The 24,824-nt window shown below is 46.8% G+C and carries 32 protein-coding genes; 7 read left to right on the top strand and 25 right to left on the bottom strand.

The window, feature by feature from the left end; translation table 11 throughout:
- Nucleotides 1-8 precede the first annotated feature (8 nt).
- From GD630_RS20970 to GD630_RS20865, 22 genes are all read right to left on the bottom strand, one after another.
- A complete protein-coding gene (locus GD630_RS20970) occupies nt 9-1,955 on the bottom strand; it encodes a type IV secretory system conjugative DNA transfer family protein (protein ID WP_005868904.1) in 1,947 nt (648 codons plus the stop codon).
- An 11-nt stretch (nt 1,956-1,966) separates the two neighbouring features.
- Nucleotides 1,967-2,350: a single-stranded DNA-binding protein gene (locus tag GD630_RS20965; RefSeq protein ID WP_007564694.1), complete on the bottom strand. Its 384-nt coding sequence runs from the start codon at nt 2,348-2,350 to the stop codon at nt 1,967-1,969.
- Nucleotides 2,328-3,521 carry an ArdC family protein gene (locus tag GD630_RS20960; RefSeq protein ID WP_049703625.1) on the bottom strand — a complete coding sequence of 398 codons (1,194 nt, stop codon included), beginning with the start codon at nt 3,519-3,521 and terminating at the stop codon, nt 2,328-2,330. The genes GD630_RS20965 and GD630_RS20960 overlap by 23 nt, the downstream gene beginning before the upstream one ends.
- A 3-nt stretch (nt 3,522-3,524) precedes the next feature.
- Complete coding sequence (locus GD630_RS20955; RefSeq protein ID WP_005868897.1) at nt 3,525-3,710, bottom strand: hypothetical protein; 186 nt, start codon at nt 3,708-3,710, stop codon at nt 3,525-3,527.
- Between the two features lie 18 nt (nt 3,711-3,728).
- Nucleotides 3,729-5,201 carry a DUF3945 domain-containing protein gene (locus GD630_RS20950; RefSeq protein WP_049703626.1) on the bottom strand — a complete coding sequence of 491 codons (1,473 nt, stop codon included), beginning with the start codon at nt 5,199-5,201 and terminating at the stop codon, nt 3,729-3,731.
- Nucleotides 5,198-6,310 carry a DUF4138 domain-containing protein gene (locus GD630_RS20945; protein WP_005868893.1) on the bottom strand — a complete coding sequence of 371 codons (1,113 nt, stop codon included), beginning with the start codon at nt 6,308-6,310 and terminating at the stop codon, nt 5,198-5,200. Before GD630_RS20945 ends, GD630_RS20950 begins: the two co-directional genes overlap by 4 nt.
- A 12-nt stretch (nt 6,311-6,322) precedes the next feature.
- Nucleotides 6,323-6,508 (bottom strand): hypothetical protein, encoded by a 186-nt coding sequence (locus tag GD630_RS20940; protein ID WP_007564699.1) that lies wholly within the window; start codon nt 6,506-6,508, stop codon nt 6,323-6,325.
- On the bottom strand, nt 6,505-7,788 hold the full coding sequence (gene traM, locus GD630_RS20935) for a conjugative transposon protein TraM (RefSeq protein WP_005868892.1): 1,284 nt from the start codon (nt 7,786-7,788) through the stop codon (nt 6,505-6,507). Before traM ends, GD630_RS20940 begins: the two co-directional genes overlap by 4 nt.
- Complete coding sequence (locus GD630_RS20930) at nt 7,775-8,473, bottom strand: hypothetical protein (protein WP_005868891.1); 699 nt, start codon at nt 8,471-8,473, stop codon at nt 7,775-7,777. The genes traM and GD630_RS20930 overlap by 14 nt, the downstream gene beginning before the upstream one ends.
- 4 nt (nt 8,474-8,477) lie before the next feature.
- A complete protein-coding gene (locus GD630_RS20925) occupies nt 8,478-9,533 on the bottom strand; it encodes a hypothetical protein (RefSeq protein WP_005868890.1) in 1,056 nt (351 codons plus the stop codon).
- A 6-nt stretch (nt 9,534-9,539) separates the two neighbouring features.
- Nucleotides 9,540-10,136, bottom strand: coding sequence for a hypothetical protein (locus tag GD630_RS20920; RefSeq protein WP_005868889.1), 597 nt, complete (start codon nt 10,134-10,136; stop codon nt 9,540-9,542).
- A 5-nt stretch (nt 10,137-10,141) separates the two neighbouring features.
- The gene (locus GD630_RS20915; protein ID WP_005868888.1) at nt 10,142-10,363 is read right to left on the bottom strand and encodes a hypothetical protein; all 222 of its coding nucleotides are present in this window, start codon (nt 10,361-10,363) and stop codon (nt 10,142-10,144) included.
- A complete protein-coding gene (locus GD630_RS20910; RefSeq protein WP_005868887.1) occupies nt 10,356-12,962 on the bottom strand; it encodes a TraG family conjugative transposon ATPase in 2,607 nt (868 codons plus the stop codon). The genes GD630_RS20915 and GD630_RS20910 overlap by 8 nt, the downstream gene beginning before the upstream one ends.
- The gene (locus GD630_RS20905) at nt 12,959-13,270 is read right to left on the bottom strand and encodes a hypothetical protein (RefSeq protein ID WP_005868885.1); all 312 of its coding nucleotides are present in this window, start codon (nt 13,268-13,270) and stop codon (nt 12,959-12,961) included. The genes GD630_RS20910 and GD630_RS20905 overlap by 4 nt, the downstream gene beginning before the upstream one ends.
- A 12-nt stretch (nt 13,271-13,282) precedes the next feature.
- Nucleotides 13,283-13,627, bottom strand: coding sequence for a hypothetical protein (locus GD630_RS20900; protein ID WP_005868883.1), 345 nt, complete (start codon nt 13,625-13,627; stop codon nt 13,283-13,285).
- 18 nt (nt 13,628-13,645) lie between these two features.
- Nucleotides 13,646-13,990, bottom strand: coding sequence for a hypothetical protein (locus GD630_RS20895; RefSeq protein WP_005868881.1), 345 nt, complete (start codon nt 13,988-13,990; stop codon nt 13,646-13,648).
- On the bottom strand, nt 13,987-14,199 hold the full coding sequence (locus tag GD630_RS20890) for a hypothetical protein (RefSeq protein WP_005868879.1): 213 nt from the start codon (nt 14,197-14,199) through the stop codon (nt 13,987-13,989). The genes GD630_RS20895 and GD630_RS20890 overlap by 4 nt, the downstream gene beginning before the upstream one ends.
- Nucleotides 14,200-14,217: 18 nt before the next feature.
- Entirely contained in the window at nt 14,218-14,796 is a 579-nt protein-coding gene (locus GD630_RS20885; RefSeq protein WP_005868877.1) for a conjugal transfer protein TraO, read from the bottom strand.
- 309 nt (nt 14,797-15,105) lie between these two features.
- Nucleotides 15,106-15,699, bottom strand: a complete 594-nt coding sequence (locus GD630_RS20880) for a Crp/Fnr family transcriptional regulator (protein ID WP_005868875.1) — start codon at nt 15,697-15,699, stop codon at nt 15,106-15,108.
- 244 nt (nt 15,700-15,943) lie between these two features.
- On the bottom strand, nt 15,944-17,074 hold the full coding sequence (locus GD630_RS20875) for a hypothetical protein (protein ID WP_005868874.1): 1,131 nt from the start codon (nt 17,072-17,074) through the stop codon (nt 15,944-15,946).
- Between the two features lie 692 nt (nt 17,075-17,766).
- Nucleotides 17,767-18,249 (bottom strand): DUF3408 domain-containing protein, encoded by a 483-nt coding sequence (locus GD630_RS20870; RefSeq protein ID WP_005868873.1) that lies wholly within the window; start codon nt 18,247-18,249, stop codon nt 17,767-17,769.
- Nucleotides 18,250-18,253: 4 nt separating this feature from the next.
- Nucleotides 18,254-18,952: a ParA family protein gene (locus GD630_RS20865; protein ID WP_005868872.1), complete on the bottom strand. Its 699-nt coding sequence runs from the start codon at nt 18,950-18,952 to the stop codon at nt 18,254-18,256.
- 403 nt (nt 18,953-19,355) lie between these two features.
- On the opposite strand from GD630_RS20865, the gene GD630_RS20860 reads away from it, so the two are divergent.
- From GD630_RS20860 to GD630_RS20850, 3 genes are read left to right on the top strand one after another with little or no spacing between them, the layout of a single operon-like run.
- The gene (locus tag GD630_RS20860) at nt 19,356-19,694 is read left to right on the top strand and encodes a plasmid mobilization protein (protein WP_008770294.1); all 339 of its coding nucleotides are present in this window, start codon (nt 19,356-19,358) and stop codon (nt 19,692-19,694) included.
- Nucleotides 19,691-21,091 carry a relaxase/mobilization nuclease domain-containing protein gene (locus GD630_RS20855; RefSeq protein WP_005868870.1) on the top strand — a complete coding sequence of 467 codons (1,401 nt, stop codon included), beginning with the start codon at nt 19,691-19,693 and terminating at the stop codon, nt 21,089-21,091. Before GD630_RS20860 ends, GD630_RS20855 begins: the two co-directional genes overlap by 4 nt.
- A gap of 27 nt (nt 21,092-21,118) precedes the next feature.
- Nucleotides 21,119-22,102 (top strand): hypothetical protein, encoded by a 984-nt coding sequence (locus GD630_RS20850; protein WP_005868869.1) that lies wholly within the window; start codon nt 21,119-21,121, stop codon nt 22,100-22,102.
- A 44-nt stretch (nt 22,103-22,146) separates the two neighbouring features.
- Here GD630_RS20850 and tnpB read toward each other — a convergent pair whose 3' ends face one another.
- The 3 genes from tnpB to GD630_RS20835 all read right to left on the bottom strand — a co-directional run bounded on the left by tnpB (nt 22,147) and on the right by GD630_RS20835 (nt 23,250).
- Nucleotides 22,147-22,449, bottom strand: a complete 303-nt coding sequence (gene tnpB, locus GD630_RS21430) for an IS66 family insertion sequence element accessory protein TnpB (protein ID WP_083444256.1) — start codon at nt 22,447-22,449, stop codon at nt 22,147-22,149.
- Nucleotides 22,450-22,452: 3 nt separating this feature from the next.
- Nucleotides 22,453-22,809, bottom strand: a complete 357-nt coding sequence (tnpA, locus tag GD630_RS20840; RefSeq protein WP_004319780.1) for an IS66 family insertion sequence element accessory protein TnpA — start codon at nt 22,807-22,809, stop codon at nt 22,453-22,455.
- Nucleotides 22,810-23,055: 246 nt separating this feature from the next.
- On the bottom strand, nt 23,056-23,250 hold the full coding sequence (locus GD630_RS20835) for a hypothetical protein (protein WP_227191566.1): 195 nt from the start codon (nt 23,248-23,250) through the stop codon (nt 23,056-23,058).
- 207 nt (nt 23,251-23,457) lie between these two features.
- Here GD630_RS20835 and GD630_RS20830 point away from each other — a divergent pair, with 207 nt between their 5' ends.
- The 4 genes from GD630_RS20830 (at nt 23,458) to GD630_RS20815 (ending at nt 24,822) form a co-directional block, all read left to right on the top strand.
- Nucleotides 23,458-23,769: a DUF2958 domain-containing protein gene (locus tag GD630_RS20830; RefSeq protein ID WP_005868826.1), complete on the top strand. Its 312-nt coding sequence runs from the start codon at nt 23,458-23,460 to the stop codon at nt 23,767-23,769.
- A gap of 73 nt (nt 23,770-23,842) precedes the next feature.
- Nucleotides 23,843-24,079: a hypothetical protein gene (locus GD630_RS20825; protein WP_005868824.1), complete on the top strand. Its 237-nt coding sequence runs from the start codon at nt 23,843-23,845 to the stop codon at nt 24,077-24,079.
- Nucleotides 24,080-24,092: 13 nt separating this feature from the next.
- Nucleotides 24,093-24,341 carry a hypothetical protein gene (locus tag GD630_RS20820; RefSeq protein WP_005868823.1) on the top strand — a complete coding sequence of 83 codons (249 nt, stop codon included), beginning with the start codon at nt 24,093-24,095 and terminating at the stop codon, nt 24,339-24,341.
- 43 nt (nt 24,342-24,384) lie between these two features.
- Entirely contained in the window at nt 24,385-24,822 is a 438-nt protein-coding gene (locus GD630_RS20815; protein ID WP_005868821.1) for a hypothetical protein, read from the top strand.
- Nucleotides 24,823-24,824 lie beyond the last annotated feature (2 nt).

Below are 24,824 nucleotides of genomic sequence, written 5' to 3'. Positions count from 1 at the left end.
GTTGAATGTTATCGGATGATTTTTTGTTCTGTCTTGTGTGTCCCGGTTGGCGGAACTGCTGACTTTTCTTTTAATTTGTCCTCTATCTTTTTGAGGATGGCGTTGACATCTTCAATGATTTTGATGTAGTTCTGCTGGATAATCTCTTCCAGGATTTCCAGTTCCATCTCTTCTTTGCCGTTGCCCAGTTTGACCGGTAAGGAGAAACGGGGTATCTCCTTCTCTTCAAAACGGCACATATCCATCTGCACGCTGAAGAATGGCGGCTTGCCTCCGGCAATCTTGCCAATGAAGTGTCCGGCTGCTTGTCCGGCAATGTCCCTTGCCTTTAAGACTTTTTCTTTTTGCAGGCTCTCCGTGACACTGTTATTGCCACCGGCTTGGTGTGAATAAGATTCTTGCGCTTCTTTCTTCTCCCCAAGCAAGTTCTCGATGTCTTTGGCGGTCTTCTCATTTCCGGTCATACCGTAAGCCTGCGTTCCGCAGGAGGCTTTCAGGATGTTGGCACTTTTCTCTCCATAGTCCCTGACCGCTTGGTTGAAGTCCTGAACGGCGAGAATGGTAGCGACATTGTGCTTCCGGGCGGTTCCGATGAAAGTGTCAATGCCTTGCAACAGGATGGTCGGAAATTCATCTACCATGAATATGCTGGTCGCTTTGCCGGGATTGTTCATCTGTGACATCAAGACGCTGCCGATGCAGGAAATAGCAGGGGAAACGGCTTCCTTGATGGTGGGCGCATTGCCTACGCATAACAGCGTTGGGTGTTCCTTGTTGGTTATATCCAAAGAGAACTCTTCTTCGGGAAGTGGCGACAACACCCAGAAGATGTATTTGTTGTTCAGGAGTACCAACGGAGTCTGTGCGGATGATACGGCTCCGGCTGTCTGCTGTTGTGCACCCAGTTTCCAGGCGGTCAGCATGGAGGACATGTTCAATGCGATTTCAGGATCTTCCGACAGCCAGTGGAATACTAGGTTGCTGTCAGAAAGGGCAAGGGCTATCACATGGGGCAGCGTACAGATACCAAGCTTCCTTTCCTTGAAACATTTATAGGCGATTGAATAGACGTAGTTGATGGCATTGTTGGCCCAAAAGTCGGTCTTTTCCTTCCAGCTTGCTTCCAGATTCTTCATCAGTGTCATGATGATATTGCGGATGAATAGCGATTCGTTTCCCTTTGACATGTATTGCGGAGAAAGTACGTTCACCCTGACCGTGCGTGACATATCCACAAAGTTGATATAGGCGAAACGGGGTGTTTCCATCCCCTTGTTCCGGAAATGTTCGATGCTTCCGTATGCGATACGTGAGAGGATGGGTGACTTGTCCTTGGTGGGATCACCCTCCCAATCGTACACGAATCCGGCATAGTTGCGCTCGGCGCACTGGTAGATGATTCCCTTGATCCAGCTCTCTGATTTACCGCTTCCCGGACCGCCGTCGATATAGACATTCTGCTGCGGCTTATGGATGACCAGCGGCCCGGAGGCGGTTTCAAAGCGGAAGTAGAAAGCCGATTCTTCCCGGCTTAACCCGAAAATGCTATCATCGGATTGGGCATGACGCCGGATGAAATAAGGCAGAGTCTTGATGACAAGCAGCGTGTACGCTACGAATAGAATGGGAAATACAAATAGGTTATACCACGCTGATAACCGGCTGAATCCGACAACCAGCATGGATGCCGTAACCAGTGTCATACTGGTGTAAACCCATTTCTTGTTTTCGTCTTTCACTTTGCCAACCGGAAAGAGAAAAGCGAGGCCTCCGATCAGGATAACGTAGAGAAACCGGAATAGGATATCCTTCTCCATCAGCCTTTCCCACATGGCCGGATTACGTAGTGGAGCGTATAATCCCGTAACGATAGCCCACTGAAACAGTACGGCTGTCCCGATGAGCGTGGATAGCAGGATCAGGATGAATGACAGGTCTTTCTTCTCTCTTTCCATGGCCGTTGCTGTTATTGGGGTTGTCCGGATGCCGTTCCGTCACCGCTCTCTTTTTTCTCTGCCTTTCCCAGTAACTCAATGCGTGAGACGGTCAGGCTGACGGATGGGATGTGGCTACCGTCATCCTTCTGGAATACATCGGCATACACATCGCCGCAGACATATACCTGTGTCCCTTTTTTCAGATACTCAAAGACTTTACTCTCGTAATTCACGAAACAGCATACCCATAGGGTCTGTTCCTCGTTGTTCACGTTCTTGTACTTGGTGGATACATGGAAGTTGAATCCTTTTCCGTTCTTGTTCTGCCGGGCATCCGCACCGACATAACCGATAATTTGTCCTGTAAACATAATGATGGTTTTTAAAAGTTTATAATCCGAGCTGTGGCTCATTCATATTTTTCATGGCTGGCTCCGCTTCCATGGAAGGCAGCGAAATGCCGAAAGTGCTGTGTAGCGTTTCAAGGTTGTCGGCTGTAGGATGGTTTGCCGCAACACTTTCCAATAACCGTGATGAAGGGGTAAAACCTTCGTTTTTCATCTGCTCCAATACCGGACGGTTGTCTTGCAGGACGGCCTGCGTGAACCGTTCCTCCGGTGTGAGGTACTGTTCCATCCGTGCGGTATGTTCCTGAATCATATTGCTGGCTTTTCCTACATCGGCAAGGATGTTGTAGATGAATTTGGGATCTTCTTTCAAGGCTCCCAGCCAGTTTTTTAGATACATGGCATTTTCTTCCCGGATATGGGTGGATATTCCCAGGCTTTGCCCGACGGTAGCGGAGGTGAGTTCGGCAACCAGTTCCTCTTTGGCATATTGCTTGTCTCCGAAAATCACGCCTTTTTCCCGGTTCAGATGCTCAGGTTCTCCAGTCGAGTGCGCTATCTCATGCAGTAGTGTGGAGTAGAAATTCTCTCCGTCCTTAAACTGCCCCTTCAGGGGTACGACGATATGGTTATCTTCTCCCCTTGCATGGTAAGCACTATTTCCTTCCTTGGAATAAATGGGGCAGATCCATTGCTGTTCCCGTACCATCGCATCAATCAGAGGCACGGTGAGCATCCCTTGCTCGTCCTTGATGGCCGGTATCTTGAATTGCTCCTTCAATGCTTCCCATTTCTCCGGTTTCGTTTCCTGAAGATTGGTCTGCTGTACGTTGAACACATTGTATGTCTTCAGAAACGGCGTGACCTTATATTCCTGCTGCTCGTTTTTATCCAGGTTCTTATATACGTCGAAAGGTATTTTCTTTCCGTTCTTGTCTCTTACTGAGAAATTCCAGTAAATGACTGGGAATGACTTTTCTCCTTTCAGTATGTTAAGGCCGTTGTCTTTGGCTTGCATGAAGGTCATATAGACCGGCAGGCTGTACTGCTCTTTTTCCGAAAGTAGAAACAACATGAAGGAATTTACTCCGTTGTAGGTTCTTCCCTCGATATTTTGCGGAAGTCCCCCACCCTTTATCCCGAACCAAGGCTTTTGCCAGTTGTCTTCCACCTGCTTTATCTTTTCGATCATCAGTTCGGCGAAACGCTGTAATGCTTTATCACTTGCTGTATCCATGATTTATTGGTATAGATTTCTGTTCTCGTAATCAAGCAGCCATTCTCTGGCCGTTTGGTTGTTTGTCTCTTGCTGCTTGGCAGCCATCTCTTCTTGATAGGCTTGTGCAAGCTCTTCCTGTGCAAGTAGAAACTCTAAGTCACTGATTTCTCCTGCAATGTTTTTCTGTACTAATTCATCGTAATCCATAATTCCTGATTTTTTAGGTTATAAGTCATTGAAAGCCCGGTTGATGGTGCTGGCTATCGGACGGGCCATTTCCTTGCTGTTGTCGGGTTTGGGTGTGCTGGCCAGTTTGACATCTCCCAGTGTCTTTGTGCTGCCTTCCATCCCGAAAATCTTTTGTACGGCTATCAGTGTGTTGGCTTGCACACCCGTTTCACGCATCCGGGTAAGGTCTTCTTGAGTGAGCCGGTACCCTTCTTTCTGTATCTCTTGGATGACATGAAAGTTGTCGGTCTGTGCGGCATCCAACAGACGTGTGGCCTGCCTTTCATGTTCGCCCTGTTCTTCCGGCTTGGTGCCGAACAGCTGGATGACTTCATGGGTTTGCCTTTCATCCAGACCGTGTTCCTTACCGATTCCTTTGATAAACTCTTCACTGGGTTTATATCCTTCCTCTTTGAGCTTCCCGATTTTTTCAAAGTCATGTTTGCCCACCGCTTCCTTAAACTCGGCTTCCATATTGCGCCCCTCTTCGTGTTTTTGCTCTTTTGCAGCTTCTATGTTGGCCGCATGGGCTTCCAGTTTGGGGGTCATGGCCTTGATCAGCTCTTGTGCCTTGCCGGGAGTGATACTCTGTATGTTCTGTATCATGACTCCTTTCCTGTCATCCGTCAGTTGGATGTCGGCAATGAAGTAGCCTTCCGGACTGTGCAGCAGCTTGTTCTCCAGTGCATGGCCGTTGGCGAGCAGGTATTTGTCGGCTTTGGTTAACTTGTAGCCGCCATATTCGCTGGTCTGCCCGATGATGTCGGGAATCTTGATTTCCTGGTTGGTGCGCAGGATGACGGAGTTCAGATCCCGGTCAACTTGCAGCAGGATGTCCTTCTTATTTACGGTGATGGGTACGATGTCACCGGCAAGCAGCTGTTCTTTCTCTTTCTTGCCCAACTTCTTTCCCAGCACCTTGTCCGGGATAACCAACGCCTCTTTGCGGTAGAATACGGAGATTCCGTCATCGTTGAAACGGAGCTTCCCCGGTTTGCCGTGTATCTCCATCAAATCAGACATGACACCCTTTTCCAGCTTGGTGCCTTTCCCGTCGAGGATGTTCCCTTGCTTGTAGGCGTATTCATAGAGCGACTGTCCGGTGTAGCATACCTTCAGGCGATGGTCGATGACGGTAAAGCCGTCCTTGTCATGTCCCTTCAGGTTCTCCCACCGCTTGATGCTGATGCCATCCTTCTCCAGCTCGGCGACATATTTAGGATCATTGGCACGTTCCTTGTCAAAAAGGGCGGATACACGTTCTTTTGATTGGTCACGAAGGCTTTCATCGTACTTTGCTCCGGCTTTTTCCCTGATTTCGCTTACGCTCATGCTCAGCTCTTCCCCGTCTTTGCGGAACCGGAAATATCCGTCCCGGTATTCGGTCTGATAGCCCAGTGATTCGGCGATGCCGCCGAACTGTCCCACGTTGTCGAACATATAGGTGTCTAATGCTTCTCTCAGTTTCATGGCTGTGGCTTGTATAAGGGTTCTGCGGAAAGGATGTATTCGTTCAACACGGCCAGCTTGATGTGCCGCCCGCCGTTTCGCTCGTAAATCTCGATCTCGAATACCTTATCATCGGGTATCGTGAATTTGTCGAAACCAAGTATCAGCCGGTTCCGGCTCTTGCCCTTGATTTTCGTATCAAAATCTTTCTGATAGATAGGTTCGATGGTCGTTTCTTGCTGGATGGCGTTCTTGCTCTTCTTTTGGTCACGCTGGAAACATTTGACAAACTCGATGTCGTAGTCGATGTATGATTTGTTTTTCAGGTCAAAGATGAAAAACATGAAGTCCTCATGCACATACAGATTGGCCATTGACAACTCAAACTTGTTCTCGATGACCCCCAGGCTGTAGATGTTGCGCTTCTTGGTGCGCAGCTCTTGGATGCATCTTTCCATTTCCTCGCTGTTCACATCCACATGGGCGGTATATTTGCGCTGGTCATCAAAATTGTAGGTGAATACGGAGGTATTGCCCCGTTTGATGGTGATGTGGTAAGTGTTCATGGCCTTATCCACCACAAACAGGTTGGAATATGCCACGGCATCTTTGGCGGTTGATACTTTCAACTGGTTGTTGTAGGCGGCCAGAGTGAAGGACACCTCGTTGCCGGGCGTTCCGTAAGCGATGTCCTCCGGAAAGAAGAACTCGGCCAGATGGAGGTCGCTGACTTCTGCCTGATAGTCATGGTGCTGCCATTTCCCGTTGTCCTCGTAAATGTTCGGGTACGAATCCGTGCCGCCTTCGGGAAGGTAGCGGATGTGATAGGTGTAAACGCTTCCGTCGATGCAGACTACGGTCAGGTTGGTCTCTTCGGTGAATCCTTCCGCTTGCGCCGAGAGCCTGACGATATGGGGCGCCTCTTCTACCCGGCTGGCCATGACAAGCTCCTGTTCGCCGATGGCGATATCAGATACTTGCACAGGAAATACCAGGTGTTTCACACAGTCGAAAGAGATAAAGATGTCTTTTTGGCTGATGGCTTGTTTCCGGGGAGTGCCGTTTTCCTGAGCGAAGAGCGGCAGACTGCACACAAAGCAGTAAAACAGTAGATAAATATATTTCTTCATGTTGTCGATATGTTAAACGGTTCTTGAAAAAAAGGCGGTGAATACGGTAATGCCCCATAGAAGAAGCAGGGTAATGCCGAAAGAAACGGTCAGCGGACGGATTTCTTTAAAGGCTCGTCCGTTCCGGCGTGATACGTAGATCCGATAGCCGAAAAAGACCGCTGACAGCGCAAGCAGGTAATTGAGAATGTCTATCATAATTTGTCTATCAATGTTTGAAGGGGATGATTTTTCTTGTTCGTTTTCTCTTGTTCCATTTGCTCATAGAGCTTCTGTAACTCCGCTTGCACGGCTTGCCTACGCAACTTCGATTCCTGACTCTCTTCTTGGATATACATTTCGTAGTTGGACTTGAGATGTACCTTCACTTGTGAGAGGCTCATGTTCAAGATTTGCTTGGCTACCTGGGTGGTGGCGTTGACTACGCTGGTCACTTCGCTGGCCATCGTGCCGATGGAAGAGAGCGGCATGTCGATGTTCTGTACAAGACCTTGTTCCATACGCTTGGCTGCACTGGCTTTCAGGTTATTGGGCAGGTTCAAACCTTCCATGGCATCATTGTCGAAGACAACCACCGATACGGGATTGAGGTTGTCTCCTACCTTCAGGTTGCTGACTACCACATCGAGGCGGTTGGCTCCCAAAGTGGCGATACCGTAAAACAGCGTGTTGGCCGGTATCTTCATGCCGGATAGGGTTACGTCCTGAAGCAACCGCATCCGTACCGTACTGCCCGTGACTACGGTCTGGTCGCCGTGGATGCAAGCCCTGAAGAGGTTGCTGTTTCCCGGTGCGGAGGTCGGTTGGCGGCGTACCCGCTTGCCGTTTTCGGCATGGTAGATCGGGCCTTTTTGCATCAGGCTGTCGGCGGATGGATGGCCGGAAGGGTTGGCAGCGGCTTTCTCCGTTTTTCCCTCTTGGTCATAATTGACAATCCGTTCATACATGCGCTTGCGGTATTTGTCGGATTCTTCCAGTTCCTTGCGGATGCGTGAGTTCTTCTTGGCTTCCCGGATAATCTCGTTGAGCGCCTGCTCGTCCTCCAGTCCGTCCAGTTGGCTTTCCAGCTGATGAGAGAAGCGTCCGTTCCGGCCACCTCCGTATTCTGCCATGACTTCGCTGTACGGATCGTTCTGCATACGGCGGATGCGCTCCAGTGTGGCACGGTCATACCGCTCCTGCTGGTTTTGCAGCTCGAAGTAAAAATCAGATCCTTTGACCTGAGACTCTTTCAGGATGCGTGCCTTCTCCTGCTCTTCCAGTTTGTCCTGCTTATAGGCTTCCATCTTGTCGTTCACCTTGTCGGCCATTTCCGACTGTGGTTCCAAAAAGGCTTGCGAGGCGGCCTGTCTGTCACTCCCTGACGGCACGTTCCCGTCCTCACGGATGAAGAATACATAAAGGAAGAGGATGCCCAGGATTACCGGGATGGCCATCAACAGCTTGTTCTTGTCTTTGATAAGTTTATTCGGTTCCATGGTCGGTTGGTTTAGAGGTTTCTGACTGGTTTTCATTCTTGCCCGGAGAAGCTGCCTGCGATGTGTTGGTGCCGTTGCTTTCCACGGGTTCGGAATAGCGGACAATCCAATCTTCTATCTTGGCTCCGTGCGCATTTTCCTCGCTGCGGGACAGCATATCATAGATGGTGAACTCCGCTTCGATATTACGTGAGATGCTTCCCCGTGCCCGGTACCCGGTCTGCGTGAAGATTATCTTTCCGGAAACGGGTATCGTTTGTGTGTTAATCTCTACATCCTTGATGCGTACCCCGTAACGGATATTCTTTTGTATGAGTGAGTTCAGCATATTCACATCGTTGTACTCGTTCAACAGCTCCTTCCCCTTGTTGCCTATGAGGTTGAGCGCAAGCGAAATGTTCTTCTCGTAGCTGCTCTCGTCAAAGGCATACCAGTGGGTTACGAAGGTCTTTACATGGTTCATGTATTCGTATTGCCGCATATCGCTGGCAGACAGGCTGCTTGCCTCATAGACTTCTCCCTGCCTGTCGATGACGAGAGCCTGGCCGTATGCTTTTTCTATTTTGTTGATAAGGAAGATGATACTGCTGGCAAAAGCGATAGTCAGAATGATGCAGTACCCGGCTGAAAGCCGGATAGTCAGCTTGACCGCATCATCTGCTCCTTTGAATTTCATCAGATTCATAGTTCTATTTTTTATTGTTGTCGTTTATGAAACTTGCCCCGATAGAGGCGGCACCGCCTACGTTGGTCAGCTTGCCGCCTGCCGCTGCGCCTCCCATCAGGGCGATGGTGGCCGCCGTGGTGACGATTGACACGGTTTTCGAAATGATTTTCCCGGCATCGCTGTGTCCTACGATTTTGGAGGATAGCCAGAAACAGCTGCAATAAGCACCAATCAGGGCGAGATCCATTCCTAAATATTGTATCTGCTGCGTAGCTGCGTCCACCATGTCGGCACTTTCCGTATAGATGGCCTTGAAGGTCTGCCATATGATTTGGTTCAGAATATTGATGACGGTGAATACCATACAGGCGGAGCAGAGCGTACCGAACCAGATACTCAACTGTTTCTGAAAGACCGGCAACATGCTTACGGCAAAGACAAACGGGCCGAGAATGACCAGTAGCTTGACAATGACCACGCCGATACCCAAGATGACTACTTGTATGATTCCTACCAATAGGGCGGAAATGCCATGAAGCACAAGGGTGGCGAGGTTGGCGGGGTTGAGCAGCTGCACAATCTTCTCCACGCTGGAGCGTACACCGGTCATTTCGTCCTCTTCCATCTTTTTATCCAGTTCGTGCTGCATGGCGCCGGTGCTGTCTTCTCCGGCTGCTACCTCCGACTGGAGGCTGTGTTTGTCGTATTCGGCAATCATCTCTCCTTGTTCGATGGCTGATTGTGCCATGAACTGGGCAAATTCCTGCGCACGCTCGGAGGTCAGCGAGGTGGCTTCGTTGATTACTTCCATCGTGCCTACGATGGTTTGGGCGATGGGGGTGTATATGCTTAGGCAGAAGAACAGTACCAGGCAACGGGCGATTTCCATCATGTCGGGAAATTTGTCCTCATTCGGGCTTAACAGCTGGCTGGCTCCGTGATAGAGATAGTTGTATGCTAGGTTGCAGATAAAGCAGATGACACCAACACCGAAGGCGATGACTGTCATTTGCGAAACGAGTTCCATCGTCAGACCGTCCGTGATCTGAAGTCCCCAGAGAAAATTATCTTGATTCATAACGCTTTAATTGGTGTGTCGTGTGAAAGCGGCCAACCGTCCCTGGTAATAGGTCTTCCGGTTATGCCCCTTCATGGATTTGTAAATGACCGTGGAACGCACGGATTCGTTAAACTCACGCATCTCTTCGGCGGCTTTTTCCACCGATTCCTTCACCTGCTCGATAAAGGACATGCGCCCTTCCGAGTTCATCGAGAAGTAACTGGTCACGGTGGCCACCTTGAACAGCAGGTCGGTACTCAGGCTCAGATTGACGGTCACACGCTGAAAGTTGAGAAATTTCAGGCAGTGGTAATTCGATCCTACGTTCAGGTAAAAGCTGTAGTCGCTGCTCAGGCAGGCTACGTCGTCCAGCAGGTCGGCAAGCTCTTTCAATGATTTGAGTTCCTTCAACTGGTCGATCTTTTGCAGGCCGAGCCGCAGTTCCTGGGCATCGATCATTTCATTGATTTGTGTAACCCATTTCTTGACATTGGCGATCCATTCCGTTGAGTTCAGCAGGGTGTGGCCGGGATCATGCACGACGAACTGGGCATGAACACTGCCGGTTCCCATCAGCCCTATCGAGGCGGCAAGTCCGAGTATGAGAATGATTCTTTTCATGACGGTTATTTGTTGGTGATGAATAATAGGGTGAATATGACACATACCAGCCAGGCTGTCAGATAGCTCTTGGCATTTTCCTTTTTCGTGGCGAGTGCCCATACCACGAAAATGAGCGCAACGCCCAAAAGTGCGGCGGCAATGCTTCCGGCAAGATTGTATGCGCTGCCGTTGAAGTCGGTTGACCAGCCTAGAAGGGCGGTCAGCCCTTGGGTGGCGTCATCCATACTTTTTCCTCCTTTCCTCCAGATAGCGGTTGATGGCCGTATAGGTCGAGCCGCTTTCGTTGAACAACTGCTTCAGTCGTACTACTGTCGCCTGGCGCGAATCGAAGGCTACGGCGGCGAAGTCGGACACCTCGTTGCGGAAGATGAAGGCATCGTTCGACATCTTGATGAAAAACTCTCTCCAGCGTTCCGTGCGCTGCAACGACTCGATCATATAGGCCTCTTCGTCCGTGATGGAAAGCACGGCTTTCACTTCCGGCAGGTTCTGCCGGTGTTCTGAATGGTCGAGGATAATCTTGGTCGCGCAGTTGATGATGATGGAGTCCTTGATACTGGACGGCATGTTTTTCAAAAACAGGATGTTCTGTGCGGCCAGCGTGATGCTTCCCTCCTTTTTACGGAAGGTTCGGTACAGGTAGGCGATGAAGTCTCCGAATTTCTCGTCTTGCAGGAAGTCGAGTGCTTCGTCGATGATTAGCTCTTTGGCAAACCCCTGGCGTTTCTTGATTTTATCCACGATCATTTGCAGGGTGATGATGGCAACGAGTGGAAAGTACTCTTTCTTAGAGGCATCTTCCATATCGAAGGCTATCAGCCGGTCATGCACGATATCCACGTTCTCGGTAGCGTTCAGCAGGAATGACAGCTCTCCGTCCGTATAGGGTTCCAGTAAAAGCAACAGCTCCTCTATCTCGAATTTCTGTTTCTCAAACTCGGTCATCCGTTTGCTGAACACTTCCTTCAGATAAGCCCGGTAAGTTATCAGCGTCGGGAAGATACGCTCATGCTTCTCTCCTATTGAAGAATTGTTCACATAGTCGTAAAATCCGATGACGGATTTCCTGAGAATGGCGTTTTCGGCAGGCAGCATGGGTTCACGTACCTTCCAAATGTAGCTGATAATGGCGACGATGGTCTTTATCTGGTCATCGGCAGACTCGGCATCCGTGGTGTCGATGTACAGGTATTTGCCGTTCTTGTCACGGTCACACAAGAAGGGGTTGAACGCAAATTTCTTCTGCTCGGTAGAGTCGAAGTATTTGCCCCGGTTCAAGGCTATCATCGAGCGGTAAGAGCCGCCGATGTCAATGATCATCACATCCCGGCCCAGCTCATAGCTTTGCAGGATGTAATTGTTCAGCCAGAAAGATTTACCGGAACCGGACGGGCCGATAACGATGCGGTTCTTGTTGTTCAGCGCCGGATAATCCCAGAGGTTTATCTTGGCGGGAGTACCGAAACGGTCATGGTAGATATGCCCTTTCTCGTCCGAAAGGTACATCCCCTCTTTTTGCAGATAGCAGATGGCCTGCTTGGTCGTGTTGACGAAGCCCCGGTAATTGGCCCTGGCATTGCCGGGTATGTTGCAGAAGAACAGGTTGCACAGCTCGGCGTTCTCCACATAGCACGAACTTTGGTTCATAAAGCTGAAGCCTTGCTGTACCAGTGCGGTTTTCCGCATGAGCGAGGTGCGGTCTGTATCGTTCAGCACGACATTGAAGGCGGTATAGGCGGTCTGGTAGTCGAACTGGGTAATCTCATCGCAGAAGGCTGCCTGCTCGCGTTGCTTCTCTGCCGCCGGAGGGTAGAAGTTGGTGATGTAGTTCAGCGCGTCTTTCTCCGCACCGATGGCCGTTACGGTGGCATCTGGATCGGTTATCTCTATCACGATGTTTACGATGTGGTTGAACGGCAGGCCAAGTCCTACGGGGTACAGCATCGAGCATTTGCTCCGTATGCTGTCCGGTATCTCTATGTTTCCCCCGTATGCCTTCGACTTGCCGGTGTGCGGCACGGCCAGTTCCTGAAGATGCTCGCCTTCGTTGGTCAGCGAAAGGATGGAAACGTGCTGCTGCCCTATTTTCATGCTTCCGCTTTCACTGACAGCCATAGGGTTGACGCTCTTCTGCGTGGCATCGTTTTCCGGTGTCTCGTAAGAGAGGTTGACGTAGTCGTAGATGGCGTTGTTCAGTTCCGTATCATCCATCTTGCGTATCTCAAACTGCTGGATGGACGACAAACCGTTCTCAAAGTTCATCAGAAAGGCTTCCATTTCTGTCAGCCGTTGCTGATATTCCTTATAAGGTTGCTTGAACGGGTAGTGCAGCTTTCGCATCAGCGAGGTGCCCGATGCGCTTTTGCGTATCTTACCGTTTCGGCTGCCGTTCGTGAACGTCACATACAGGTTGGTGTAACTGTTCAGTATCTCCTTGCCGTTGAAATGACGGTTGTTCTCCGCTATCAGGGCATTGGAAGAGTATTCTGCATGATGGTATCGCCCCGTATAGTAGAAATTCTGCTGATGGATGACCGTGCCTGCCGGAAGCAGCTTCAAAAGAGCCTCCAACCGCTCATGGATGTATTGCGCCTCGCTTTCCGACAAGGTGAACACTTCGGGCAGAAGCAGCCGGTAGCCGACGGTGATGTCACCGTTCCCGTTGATGACGGCGTTCTCCGTGATGGTCTGGATAGGCAAGACACTTTCCAGATCCACGGATTTGTCCTTCACCTCTATCTCTGTCTGCCGGATATACAGCAGAGCAATCAGCAGGCACAGCGCACAGATTAGCAGGGATATGAGTATGATGATTCCTATCATGGTTGCTGTTTTAGGATGAATTTGAAAATCTGCCGTTTGTCCGTTATCTGCCGGGGGGTGGCGTTCTTGATCCGGAGGCCGGTCAGGTAGTCCGGGTTACCGGCCTTGTGTTCCTTTTTCAAGGTTTGGAACAGCAGACCGGATAGAAACAGAATGGCGGAAATGATTCCGATGATGAGTATCGGGTGCAGCTGCTTGAATATGCTCACGATGATGATGATGGCCGTCAGCAGCATGAAGATGGCGAACTGTCCCGATGACAGACCGAAGAACTTGATCGGCTTGTTGATTTTACGCATGGTTCTCATGGCTCTTCGTTTTTAGATAATCAGGAAGGCTACCATGATGACTACCACGGCGATGATCCAGCCGAGCAGGTATTCCTTGGCATGGGGATTGTTCGTGGCAAGCGAATAGATGACAAAGACCAGAGCGATGCCGAGTACCGCCGCCAAAATGTATTTGGCTACGTCCAGAATGGTGTCCGCACCCTCTTTGGCTTTGTCTGTCACTTCGGATAGGCTGTTAATCTTCAGGCCGCTTTGTGCCTCCGCCACTTGTGCCGTTCCCAACAGCGTGAAGAATATGAGAAAGGTGAAGATAACCTTTCCATAGCGGTTAATGACTTGGTTCGCTTTTTCTCTTACATTTTCGATTGCTTTCATTTTGTTCCTATTTTTTAATTAAACATGAATCGTTTTCAGTCTCTCCCATTGCACATCCTTATACTTGATGGATATGGGCTCTTCTTTCGGCTGTTCCGGCAGTGGTTTGCCTGAGTAGTAGTAGGCTCTTCCATGCAGGTACATATCGGCTATCTCGGCAGCCAATTCCTCTTCTTCCAGCTCAGGCTGAAATACCACGCAGATGACCGGACAGGCTCTCTCCTGCCCTTCCTTGCGCACCGCCTCCCTTATCGGCTTCTCTTTCTCCTTTCCGGAAGAAAGTGCTTTCTTCTTTTTCCGAAAGTAAAAGTGAAGCGTGACACAGGCGAGTATGGCAACCAGTATCAAATCCACTACGTTCATAAGAGTTGCCAGATAATGAGCCAAGTGACCAATGCCGTGATATAGGTGATGATGGCCTCTTTGGTGCGCTCGTGGTTGCTTATCAGCTTTTTAAGTACCGCTAATCCGGCACATAGAAAGCCTACCCCTATCAGCATGGCGCCTATTTCACGGTATAAGGAGATCAGGCCGGATACATTTGTATCGGCTAACAATATGATAATAAGCATGGTGATATGATTTGTCGGTTAGTAGAGCAGTATCTTTATTCCTACGTTCCAGACAGTGTTCCACTTGTCAATGGATAGGGGATTCCAATGTTGTTGTATGCGGGCAAGCAATGCCGTTCGGGGCAGGATGAATACTTCCAGTTCCGTTTCCAGTTTCGGGCCGATGATGAAGTTGTATTCCTTATCGGGGTGGCGGACGTATTCTGTACCGATGAATCCTCCCAGGCCGATGCCCCAGTAAACGGATTTCAGGTTGCAGGCCAGGGTTCTGTAATAACCGCCGTCCACAAAAAAGTCCTTACCCTTGTCATGTATCGTTTCGGGAATCGTTTCTTCCGGGTTCAAGGTAGAGACTTGCGGTAGGTTGGCTGTATATTCGTAAGGTTTCTCAAAATAGCTAAACCCGGCTTTCCAATAGCTTGTCCGGTTGATGTATCTGGAAAAGGACAGGTTGTAATAGTTGCCTGCATTGCCGAACAGGTTAGTGCCGTAGTTCAATTCAAGTGCCGGGATGTTCTCATAATGGCGTTGCGCAAAAGCGCTTACGGTGCATAACAGCAGGCTAAGGCTGATAGCAGTCAGTCTGATGTGTTCCATGGGAATTACTCTTTAGGTTATTAATGTTATATATTTTTCTATTTGTCTCATACGGTGTTTCCAATTTACGCGGATTCCTGTCGGCAGAACCGAATCAAGGTGCTTATCGCGTTGTTTTCGCTCCAAACATATAGATTATATACGGGAGGACAAATTTTATGAAGGGCTTTTAAAGGGCCTTTCGTGTTTATTTAATGTGCATTAAAAAATACATGTGCCGTAAACCGGCAGGTGTGGAATAATTCTACAGAAAAAAGCCGGATAGGATTAGTTGTGTAAAACTGTCCTGCCCGGCTTATAGGGTTTGGTTTATATGCGCTTTCGGATGTTGCTCAATGCTTGTGGCGTGATGCCGATATAACTTGCTATGTCTTTTAAGGGTATTGAACGTAACAGCCATTTTTCATTGGCCAAAAGCGCTTTGTAACGCGCTTCGGCATCCAGTGTGTAAAACTCCTCTTCCCTTATTATTTTGCGGTTGATGGATCTTACCAAATGTATTCTGGCCAGCTTGTTGAAATTGATGGATAACTCATATAGCTGATGAAGATCTTTTTTGGGCAATCTCCAGATCTTGCATGGCTCCAATGCCTTGATATTGTAGTGGGCATGGTGTTCTTCATGTGAAAGGAAAAAATTGATGAACTCTTTGGCTTGGATAAACCGTGCTGAAATCTCTCTATTCTCTTTGTCCGGAAACCATAACCGGACGATGCCGGATTCCAGATAATAGAGGTAGCATACTTCCTCGCCCCTGGTGACGAGGTGTTCTCCCTTTTTGATATGGATAAGCTCGAAATGAGCATCAAGATACGCCTTTTCTTCGTCTGTCATCCGCACGTGAAGATGGGCGCCCATTACCATGAGCGTCTCATCTATCAGGGTGGCAATTGTTTGAACCATTGAATTTGTTTTATGTTTATATAAGGGTACGGAAACGTACCCTCTAACATGGACGTGGCGTTCCAACAACAAAGGCACGCCCCGTACCAGTTTCATACTGGTACAGGCATGCGCCTGTTGTTGTTAATTCCTTAACGATAGATGCCACTCTTTTGTTAGACAGACGGACGTATGTAAAAAGCGGGCTGCCAATTTTCTGACAATCCGCTGCAAAGATACTATTTTATGGTTTTTGTTCCAACTTTTAGGGATTTAAGTTGACGGCAAGGTCTTCTGGACGAATGCCTACTACCTTTATATAGATATCCCGGTAGATGTTCTCCTTAATCTCCTTGTCCTCTTCAGAATAAAGCCATGCGGTAAATTCATGATAATATTCGCCGGTTCCCAATTTAAAGAAATCCTTATATTGATAATGTCTGCTCACGGGAATGCCTTTCTTGTTTAACAAGAAGCATGATTTAAGCGCATCGTGATATTGCGAGGTCAGTATCGCCTTTATCTTTTCGTCGAAATATTCCAATGTTTCCTGGTCAAAGAAAAACTGTACGGTGTAGGGCCACTTCTCCCCTTTTCCTTTGATGTACTGGTATTGGAATTTGGTTCTCTCCAGCTTTTTGTTGATACCGTTTAAGATGCTGGTCACCTTCTTCTTCCGGTCATGGTTGTCCTTTACCGTTACATCAAATTCCTTGGCAAGTTGGTCAACCGTAACGGTGAAATAAGGTGCTTGTCCTTGGTCAATCTTATACTTGATCAGGTAAATCATTTTCGCCAGGTTCAGATAAAACTTGCGGTAGCCTTTGCGGTTGGGCAGGTTACGGTAGTCTTTCAGTTCCAGCAGATTGTATTCGGTAAGCAAAGTATTCATCAGATCTTTGCTCAGATGCACGTTGTAATTCCGCTTGGTGCGCTTTTTCGTGCCGAAGTTATCCTTTATCTCAAAGCGGTCCAGTATTTGAATGAACTTATATTGCGTCTTGCCGTTCATGGCGTATGCTACACTGAGGTTGGATGTCCCTAAACGGTATAACGCCGCTTCAAAGGTGTTCTCTATCGGATGCTCTATCTTTTGGCCGTTCTGTTCGGTGATATATACCGGACGTTGGTTGCTGAACAGGAAATCAAGCTGCTTCTCGGTCAGTTTTCGTTGCAACTTGGTTCGTTCATACCCCATGACCTCACAAAAATCGTTGATGGAGAACCAGCAGTCGCCGAACAGATCTTTCATTTGTGAAGATGCCACGTAAATGATAATGTCAGACATGACAGTGCCGCCTGCATCAAATAGAACTTCCAATACTTTCGTGTTGGAAGACTCGCTGAGAGTCCTGGGGACTCTGCTCAACTCTTTTTGTGTATTACTTTCCTTCATAGGCGGACACTTGTTGTTTACTGATGCAAAGATACGTTTTTTTACGGAGATAGTGAATCTAACTCCCTATAAATGAAGATTCCAAAGCATTTTTTTCGTGCTGTTTCTTGATTTAGTTGTGTAAAAGTGTCCCGACTACGGCTGTTTCCGATCCCCCAGTTGTGTAAAAGTGTCCCGAATGGCCGGTTTAGTTGTGCAGAAGTGTCCCGGATTCCTGATTTAGTTGTGTAAAAGTGTCCCGAATGCAGATTCTAGTTGTGTAAAAGTATCCCGACTTTCCTGTTCAGTTGTGCAGAAGTGTCCCGAATAGTCGGTTAGTTGTGCAGAAGTGTCCCGGTTACGAGAAGATGCCAGTAAGTGCTAACTTGCAATAATATAGTTGATTATACGGAAAACCTCCCTTATTAGTTGTGTAAAAGTGTCCCACAAATACTTAAATCCCTAAAAACCTAAATAAAACGAAGAAATGATTTTGTTACCGTATTCTTACTTTCGGAAAAAATTTTGAGGTGGAAACAAGTAGAGGTTTGAATTCTTTAACATATTGTCCAGGATAATAGGCAAAGGGATTTTTCCGCAGTTGTGTAAAAGTGTCCCGGTTCAATGCCGGCCTTCACTAAAACGGTGTGCAAAAATAACGCCTGCCCGACGGATGCAGTCGAACAGGCGTATATATTTTTCCGAAAGTAGAATCAGATGCTCATATACTTCTTCAGTATCGCTTGAATCTCCTTGTTATGGCTGGTCAATATGTCTTCAAGAATGTTGTTTGCGATGTTGTGCATTCCTAATCCAGTGGCCATAGCAATCTGCTTCAGCTTTCTGTGGGTTTCGCTGGATATCCGGATTACTTCGGTGTTCTTTAATTTTCGCTCTTCCAGATATTCCGAGAATTTTTTTCCGCAGACTTTGCTTTCTTCTGTTTTTGGAGAAGACTGCACGGAAGGTTTGGATTCCGGCTTTTCCATTTGTTCCGGCTGAGGTTCTTGGACGGTTTCTTTGACTGGAGCCGATTCTTTCACCTCTTCATGGATGGGGTGCTCAATCGCAGGTTGGGGGATAGTGCTTTCCGCAACACTTCCGATCTGCTGGATTTCCTGCTCTTTCTTACTGGCGCTTTGCAGCAAGAGTTTTCTCATGGCGGCTGATGATGTCCTTTCTTTGTTGGTTGCCATAGCTTTATTCTCCTATATGGTTACAGATTAATTCCAATACCTCTTCACAGAAAGCATCACAGGGATGATGGTACGCTTTACTCAGCGTACTTAAATTGCGTTGATAGTCAACCCTTGAATCCTTGATGTAGTTTTGCATCAACTCGAAAGGCAAGGTTTTTTTATTTTTCAAAATTTCTTTGAACTCCAGCACATTCGGAAGAACACGGTTCATAACACCACGCACGGTAGTCTTTTTACCAATCTTTCGACGGCTTTCGATAATCCCTTCATAGATGTTATAGTAAAAGGTCAATGTAGGTCTTAAATCGGTCTGGTTCGGTTCGAAGGGAATGATGATCACGTCAACGAAGTGCAGCGTTTCAACTACACCGTTTTGTTTCAGGTTACCCGGAAAATCGACAAGTATAATGTCGTAATTGTCCTGAAGGAAATCCAGTTGGTTGATGAACTCTGAGGAAGAGATATTGATAACCTCATATTCTTCTTCCTTTTTCATGATTCCGTCCTCGGCTTCGTCCTCACGTAATTTTCCGATAGTGTTCTGCATGTCGTCGATATCCACCACGGCAATGGATAAGCCCCCCTCTTCGTTTGACTGCGAATGAATATAACCTGCAAACAAAGCTGTCAGCGTAGACTTCCCTACCCCGCCCTTGGGATTCTCAAAAGCTACGACTACTCCTGGTAATATTTGTCCCATAATGTACGTTTTTAAGTATGTGCGCAAATATATAAATAATAAATTAAATAATTGCATACTTTTATAATTAATTTATTATACACTTTTTTACTTAATTGTATAAGTAATTACATATATAAATATAAATATAAATATGTACATACTTAATCTTATAATTAAGTATGTATGTTCATACTTTGTAATAATATAATTAGTAATTATGTATTTTGTAACTAATGGCTTTCCGTTCGCCTGTTACAATGTGCGTAGTTACTTTGTAACAAAGTGAGCGGTTAATCTGGATTAAGAAATCAAGACTTTTGTCTGGTTTTGTTTCACAGCTGAGTATTATTGTATATCTTTGCTAATGCAAGGTATGTTTTTGTGGGTACAAAAAACCTTGCGACAGCCGAGCTGCCGACCAATGTTCGTTACACTCACATACTCTGTATATATGAAAGAGAATCGAGATATAAGTATAAAGATCCGCTTGACGGAAGCCGAGAAAGAACAGCTTCTTCAACGTTCAAAGGAAGAGGGAAAATCCCTTTCTTCCTTTATCAGAGAGTCTGCCTTGAAAGGCAGAAGCATATCGAAAACCGATGTGCAAATGATATATGAACTTCGTAAAATAGGAGCCAATATCAACCAGCTTGCCAAACATATCAATACGCTTCCGTCCGATGAAAATATATTGTATTCATTGGATCGGATTAACCAATACCTTTCGGATGTAGAAACCATTAACCGGAAATTGTTATGATAGCCGAGATACAACCTTCTTTCTCATCCCACCTGTCCATGAGCCGGAAAATTGAATACCAGCTTTCCAAGGTCAAGGAAGGAAACGGAAAAGTGCTTTACACCTCCACTGGTGACGAACTGGCCGCCATGCCAGCCTACATGAAACTTATCTCCCAGTTGAATGACCGGGTGAAACTACCTTATGCGGAATTTATTCTGAGCCTCTATCCGGGAGAAAGCCTTTCCGATGAACAGTGGCTTTCTCTTGCCGGGGAATATATCGAGAGGATGGGGTACGGAAAGTCCTGTTATGCCGTTGTCCTAAATACCGACAAGGCACACAGCCATGTGCATGTGCTGCTGACCACAATTGATGAAGAAGGCAAAAGCATTCCTTCCGGAAATAATTACAGCCGTTCCGAAAAGATCTCAAGGGAACTGGAGCAGAAGTACGGTCTGTTGCCTTTGGAAAGGGAAGGAGGCAAGAGAACCACGTTGGGAGAGGCGCAATACCGTAACTATTATTTCGATGCGGCCTTGAAGAAAGCCATGCGTAGTTATAATTACAAGGATAAGGTATCGGCTGTCCTGGAACAATCCGATACATACCGGTCTTTGAATAAACCCTTGCAAGAAATAAAATTGGCCAATGAAGAATGGCGTGTCCTATTGGGGGATGAAAGCTATGACAACCTTTTCGCATTGCTGGAAAAAGGAGGTTTTTTCAACCCCTTGTTCAAGGATGAACTGTTACAACAGCTTGACCGCATCTACTCTTTTTCCGAAAGTACATCCGATTTCCGAAGGAACCTGGAACAAGAAGGATTGTATATGCGTCTGGTCACCAAGAAGGACAAATCCTATTATGTCTATGGCATCAAGGATTCAGGCTTTTACCTGAAGGACGTTTCACTTCCTCAGAAATATCGTTTTGGTAATATTCGTTTTGATGGCCGGGGCATGAGCGCCGATGAACAGAAGCATTATCTCTATGACCATGTGTTTAAGGCATTGAACGCTTCTTTAGGCTATGAGGATTTTAAGAAAAGGTTGGCGGAAGAATCGATCCGTGTGACGGAACATGTAAACAGCAAAGGCGCATACGGGATTTCCTTTTATATGGAAAACGTGGAAAATGCTCATGTCTTTAAAGGTGCGGATCTTTCCCGTAAGCTCACTTATCAGAATATCCAGAAGCATTTCGATGGTGTGGCTGTCGGTCTCTCGCCACATATCGATAGGGTAGGGGAGTTCCGTGAGCGGGTGGATCGTGAGGCTTTCTATATGCAGGGTGGGGGAGTTATGGCCATTCCGGAACTTGACATTACCGGCAGCGGGAAGAAGTCGCAAGAGGATGATCTCATACCGTCCAAAAAGAAACGGAAACGCAAGAGTGGTCCCGATTTCTCATTATGATGAATACTAACTTAATATATTTGCTTTATGAATTATCAGACCGTTTTACAGAATTATCATCCCACTGAACAGGGGGATTTCATGTTGAGATATGAGATAGGTGGCCGGGGATATGTCGTTTACTCACCGGAGAAGGATGCGTTGTCTTGTATTGAATTACATGGCTTTTCCGAGCTTACTCCTTGGCAATTGGCTTTTGTTCTTTCCTTGGATATGCAGCAGATGAAAGAACAGGACGAGCTTTCTCTCTTCGTATGTTGTAAGCGAGAAAAGCTCTTGTCTTATCTTTTCGATGTGGAGGAAAGCGAAACCGTCTTGAAGACAAAGCACGTGTCCGGTTGGCAGGGCTATCTGATGATGGATATCCATAAGCCGGACAGGGTACGGAACGTGTTCCAGTTCCATCCGGAAACGAAAGAAGCCCGTTTGGTCTTTGATAACCGTTTATGTGTCGCTTCCCTTCGTGAGAAAGAAAAAGGAAAGCTCATCCATCTCTGTTGGAGTCCTTCTGTCTTTGCTGCCATCGATAAGGGAGGAGAGCGTACCGCACCGGCTTATCTGTTGGCTTCTGATGCTGCCTTGTTGCATGGGTATGCCATGAAACAGATTGCGGAATGCTTTGCCGGTACACCGGTTGAAGAACGGGTTATCGGTATTCATGTAGGGGATAATGTCTATGAGGCCTTGTCTTTTGTGTGCTATTACGTCCGTAACGTGCAGGATGAATATTTGGTTATTCCTGAGCGGAAAGATGGGATGGTGATTCTTGAAACCCCGAAATGGAATCCGATACGCCAGGCTAACTTCGTGGCTTCACTGAACAAGATGGCGGTTGACCAGGCGAAGAAACGCTATCCGGAAATGGAGGTTCCGAATGAACGGCCATTCACGTGCCTCTCTTTTGCCCGGAAGTCTTTCGTCTATTTCCCGGATCTGAAGGTGTATCAGGAGGTGTTCTTGAAGATGTATTTGGGGTTGGTGAGGTTACAGGAGGTGCATTTGCTGGGGTAAGGAACAATTGCAGTGCTGCTTATAAAATAGTGGCACTACTATTGTTAGAGTACTTCTATCATTCCTTTGGTTACGGCATCGGCCAGTAGTCTTTTTACAATCCTGCCACTGGGAGGATTGGTTATCCCAAGCGTTATCTCAACCCTGTTTGATAGAGGATGATAGTGCAGGTATTGGAGGATTTTCATACAGGTACAATTCGCATTGATAAAAATGAAAGCGTCACCGTCCCGTACATTCTTTCCCATCTGGTTGGTCACGATGCCGCTAAGCGTATAAAAACTCTTACGCATGTCTGTCGGATACGGGTAAAGATAATATCTGTTGGATTCATTCAAAGAAAACATAGGCTAACGGTTTGAATTCAAAAATATCAGGGTTTGCAATACCTCCGGTGACAAAGGGCTGTTCAAGCGGACTGTAACGCCATTGGGATAGGAGATCTCACATAGCGGCTGGGGAATTGGCGACGGGCTGACCGGAGGGGCAGACAGCAGGGATTTCTCCTTATGGGGAAGACTGACCTGGCCCTTACTGTTTACCTTTACCGGGATAAAGCCGCCTTTGCGCAACAGCTTGGAACGCCACTCGTAGAAACGTTTGGGACGAATACATTCATTCGAACAAAAATCCATAACTGACAGTCCGCTCGACTTGAAACGGGAATAAATAGATTCAAAATCTTCCATGGTCCATTGATGTGACATAACAATTGAGCTTTTTTACTTTGATTACAAAAGTAATATCACATTTTTAGAATGAAAGGGGGAGTTTATCGAATGCTTACATTTTTTTGTTTAATTAATATTATATTCTCCAAAATAAATGTTTTGGCGTATTATATGTTTAATAACCAATAAATTAGATAACTGTTTGATTTTGATTATAGTTGGATTTATATTGATATGGCGAAATACTTGGCTATTATATATCAATGTGAATAATGTTGGATTTTATTCTTCTTTTATTTCCGTACTGCCCTTTTCCTTGTTTTCTGCCTCCCCTAATGTACGTTTTTTCATAGCCCCGTCTGAGAGCCTTTGTTTTTGAACGGCAAATTTATTTCGGTGGATGGATACGAAAGAGTTCCGGTCTTCGCCCTTTGTACCGAAAAAAATAACGCCGGACGGCTTCGCTGTCCCCAACATTTTTTGTCGTCCAAAACTTTTCTCAATCCCTCCTTCCTTCTTGTTGTGTGCCGTAAAAAAAAGGCTTATAAACTCAGATGGGGCATGAAAGCTCAAAAAAAAAGTCGGCAGAAAGAAAAGGTCATCCCGGAAAGGGGTTTTAAAAAAAGGTCTTTAAATCTAGCTGAAGCATAAAATTAGAAGTTTAACCCTTTAAAAATGTGACATATGATTACAGTGACGGAACAACTAAAGAATGTGTTTGAAGCCAACCCTTTGTACTCAAAAGAGGGGCAGGGGCTTAATGCGGAAGTCATCGCAAGGTTTTTCCTTCCTTTTTCTTCGGTGGTATGGTTGGTAACGGAAGCCGAACAGCAGGAAGACGGTGACTGGCTTTTTTTCGGTTATTGCCATATTCAAGAATGGGAATGGGGTTATGTGCTTCTTTCTCAAATTCAAGAGGTGAATGTTCGTGGGTTGACCGTGCAGCTGGATAAAGGACTGAAAACCGGTATAACGGTAAAAGCTTGCCTGAATTGATTAGAGAATAAACGGAGAGGGAACAACCCCTTTCCGCTTTCCAACCGGAATATTGAACTTAAAAACGGAAGTTATGGTTTACGAGACGAATTGCACGGAAATAACACAGGACAAATGGCGTGAGCTGATGAAGTACGGTAGAAAATGCTCCTATCGGCTGCTTACGGCGAGAATCAAGCGGGAATTGCCGGAATTATACCATGCGCTGGCTCTCCAGTTCTATAATCCTTATGCGGAACAGTGCAGGCAGACACCCACACATTATATATTGGTTCATTCGGCCATTGAATATTTTATCAGAAAACAATAAAGGACAAATGGTTATGAAAACAAAAAAGGTTGATAAAAAGAAAACGCTGGCTTATGCGGTGGCATTTTACTTTACGGATGTTTCCGTAAAGTTCATGATGGGGAATGCGATGTATGAGTATGTACATACCGTTTATGACAGGCGGTATGATAACGGTGGCTTTAATACGCTTGCCGTAGTCTATAATTACAAGAGGATGAAGTACGAGGTATTGGTCGTATCGGACGAGAAGGTAGGTGATAAGGAGATTCATATATTATAAGTTTCACAAACAGGGCTTTTGCCATATAAAAACGGCTTTTGAGATGAAAAAGTTATCGGCTTATACGGTTGCATCCAACTGCACCGACTTGACGGATATACGTGACGGCATCGCTGAAATACATGAAGCGATGAAGACTTGCGTTGAATCCGGGAAACATATCCCTTCATTCTATGTTTCCCGGTTGGCCAAACTGGAAACTAAAAAGAAGAAACTGGAGAAACGGACGCAGGTACACATGACCGTCACCATCCGTTTCTTTATAGATGATGATACCCTTACAATGGCAGTCAGGCATTGCCTTTTCTTCAAGCTGGAACCGACTCGGCAGAATGTGATGAAAGCCATCCGTGATGCGGTTCTTAATAACGGACGTTCCATTCTTGACTTTCCGGAAGCATGGGGAGAAGATCTTATGGATGTGTCTTTCTTTGATGTGGAGAATGCCATGAAGAAGCTGCGTTCCTCATTCGGCCTATAAAC

The sequence above is a fragment of the Bacteroides zhangwenhongii genome, assembly GCF_009193325.2.
GTDB classification, from domain to species: Bacteria; Bacteroidota; Bacteroidia; order Bacteroidales; family Bacteroidaceae; genus Bacteroides; species Bacteroides zhangwenhongii.
The sequence above is the reverse complement of the archived record's forward strand: the minus strand, read 5'-3'. Positions and strand labels throughout refer to the sequence as shown.

Bases quoted from the DNA above. Each gene is read 5' to 3' on its own strand.
- GD630_RS20920 (WP_005868889.1), bottom strand. From the start codon at position 10,136: ATGAAAAGAATCATTCTCATACTCGGACTTGCCGCCTCGATAGGGCTG.
- tnpA (WP_004319780.1), bottom strand. From the start codon at position 22,809: ATGTCACATCAATGGACCATGGAAGATTTTGAATCTATTTATTCCCGT.
- GD630_RS20830 (WP_005868826.1), top strand. From the start codon at position 23,458: ATGATTACAGTGACGGAACAACTAAAGAATGTGTTTGAAGCCAACCCT.
- GD630_RS20820 (WP_005868823.1), top strand. From the start codon at position 24,093: ATGAAAACAAAAAAGGTTGATAAAAAGAAAACGCTGGCTTATGCGGTG.
- GD630_RS20910 (WP_005868887.1), bottom strand. From the start codon at position 12,962: ATGATAGGAATCATCATACTCATATCCCTGCTAATCTGTGCGCTGTGC.
- GD630_RS20885 (WP_005868877.1), bottom strand. From the start codon at position 14,796: ATGGAACACATCAGACTGACTGCTATCAGCCTTAGCCTGCTGTTATGC.
- GD630_RS20835 (WP_227191566.1), bottom strand. From the start codon at position 23,250: ATGTTGGGGACAGCGAAGCCGTCCGGCGTTATTTTTTTCGGTACAAAG.
- GD630_RS20930 (WP_005868891.1), bottom strand. From the start codon at position 8,473: ATGAATCTGATGAAATTCAAAGGAGCAGATGATGCGGTCAAGCTGACT.
- GD630_RS20855 (WP_005868870.1), top strand. From the start codon at position 19,691: ATGATAGCCGAGATACAACCTTCTTTCTCATCCCACCTGTCCATGAGC.
- tnpB (WP_083444256.1), bottom strand. From the start codon at position 22,449: ATGTTTTCTTTGAATGAATCCAACAGATATTATCTTTACCCGTATCCG.
- GD630_RS20900 (WP_005868883.1), bottom strand. From the start codon at position 13,627: ATGAAAGCAATCGAAAATGTAAGAGAAAAAGCGAACCAAGTCATTAAC.
- GD630_RS20970 (WP_005868904.1), bottom strand. From the start codon at position 1,955: ATGGAAAGAGAGAAGAAAGACCTGTCATTCATCCTGATCCTGCTATCC.
- GD630_RS20945 (WP_005868893.1), bottom strand. From the start codon at position 6,310: ATGAAGAAATATATTTATCTACTGTTTTACTGCTTTGTGTGCAGTCTG.
- GD630_RS20960 (WP_049703625.1), bottom strand. From the start codon at position 3,521: ATGGATACAGCAAGTGATAAAGCATTACAGCGTTTCGCCGAACTGATG.
- GD630_RS20950 (WP_049703626.1), bottom strand. From the start codon at position 5,201: ATGAAACTGAGAGAAGCATTAGACACCTATATGTTCGACAACGTGGGA.
- GD630_RS20865 (WP_005868872.1), bottom strand. From the start codon at position 18,952: ATGGGACAAATATTACCAGGAGTAGTCGTAGCTTTTGAGAATCCCAAG.
- GD630_RS20955 (WP_005868897.1), bottom strand. From the start codon at position 3,710: ATGGATTACGATGAATTAGTACAGAAAAACATTGCAGGAGAAATCAGT.
- GD630_RS20890 (WP_005868879.1), bottom strand. From the start codon at position 14,199: ATGCTTATTATCATATTGTTAGCCGATACAAATGTATCCGGCCTGATC.
- GD630_RS20875 (WP_005868874.1), bottom strand. From the start codon at position 17,074: ATGAAGGAAAGTAATACACAAAAAGAGTTGAGCAGAGTCCCCAGGACT.
- traM (WP_005868892.1), bottom strand. From the start codon at position 7,788: ATGGAACCGAATAAACTTATCAAAGACAAGAACAAGCTGTTGATGGCC.
- GD630_RS20895 (WP_005868881.1), bottom strand. From the start codon at position 13,990: ATGAACGTAGTGGATTTGATACTGGTTGCCATACTCGCCTGTGTCACG.
- GD630_RS20850 (WP_005868869.1), top strand. From the start codon at position 21,119: ATGAATTATCAGACCGTTTTACAGAATTATCATCCCACTGAACAGGGG.
- GD630_RS20880 (WP_005868875.1), bottom strand. From the start codon at position 15,699: ATGGTTCAAACAATTGCCACCCTGATAGATGAGACGCTCATGGTAATG.
- GD630_RS20860 (WP_008770294.1), top strand. From the start codon at position 19,356: ATGTTCGTTACACTCACATACTCTGTATATATGAAAGAGAATCGAGAT.
- GD630_RS20815 (WP_005868821.1), top strand. From the start codon at position 24,385: ATGAAAAAGTTATCGGCTTATACGGTTGCATCCAACTGCACCGACTTG.
- GD630_RS20965 (WP_007564694.1), bottom strand. From the start codon at position 2,350: ATGAGCCACAGCTCGGATTATAAACTTTTAAAAACCATCATTATGTTT.
- GD630_RS20925 (WP_005868890.1), bottom strand. From the start codon at position 9,533: ATGAATCAAGATAATTTTCTCTGGGGACTTCAGATCACGGACGGTCTG.
- GD630_RS20825 (WP_005868824.1), top strand. From the start codon at position 23,843: ATGGTTTACGAGACGAATTGCACGGAAATAACACAGGACAAATGGCGT.
- GD630_RS20940 (WP_007564699.1), bottom strand. From the start codon at position 6,508: ATGATAGACATTCTCAATTACCTGCTTGCGCTGTCAGCGGTCTTTTTC.
- GD630_RS20905 (WP_005868885.1), bottom strand. From the start codon at position 13,270: ATGAGAACCATGCGTAAAATCAACAAGCCGATCAAGTTCTTCGGTCTG.
- GD630_RS20915 (WP_005868888.1), bottom strand. From the start codon at position 10,363: ATGGATGACGCCACCCAAGGGCTGACCGCCCTTCTAGGCTGGTCAACC.
- GD630_RS20870 (WP_005868873.1), bottom strand. From the start codon at position 18,249: ATGGCAACCAACAAAGAAAGGACATCATCAGCCGCCATGAGAAAACTC.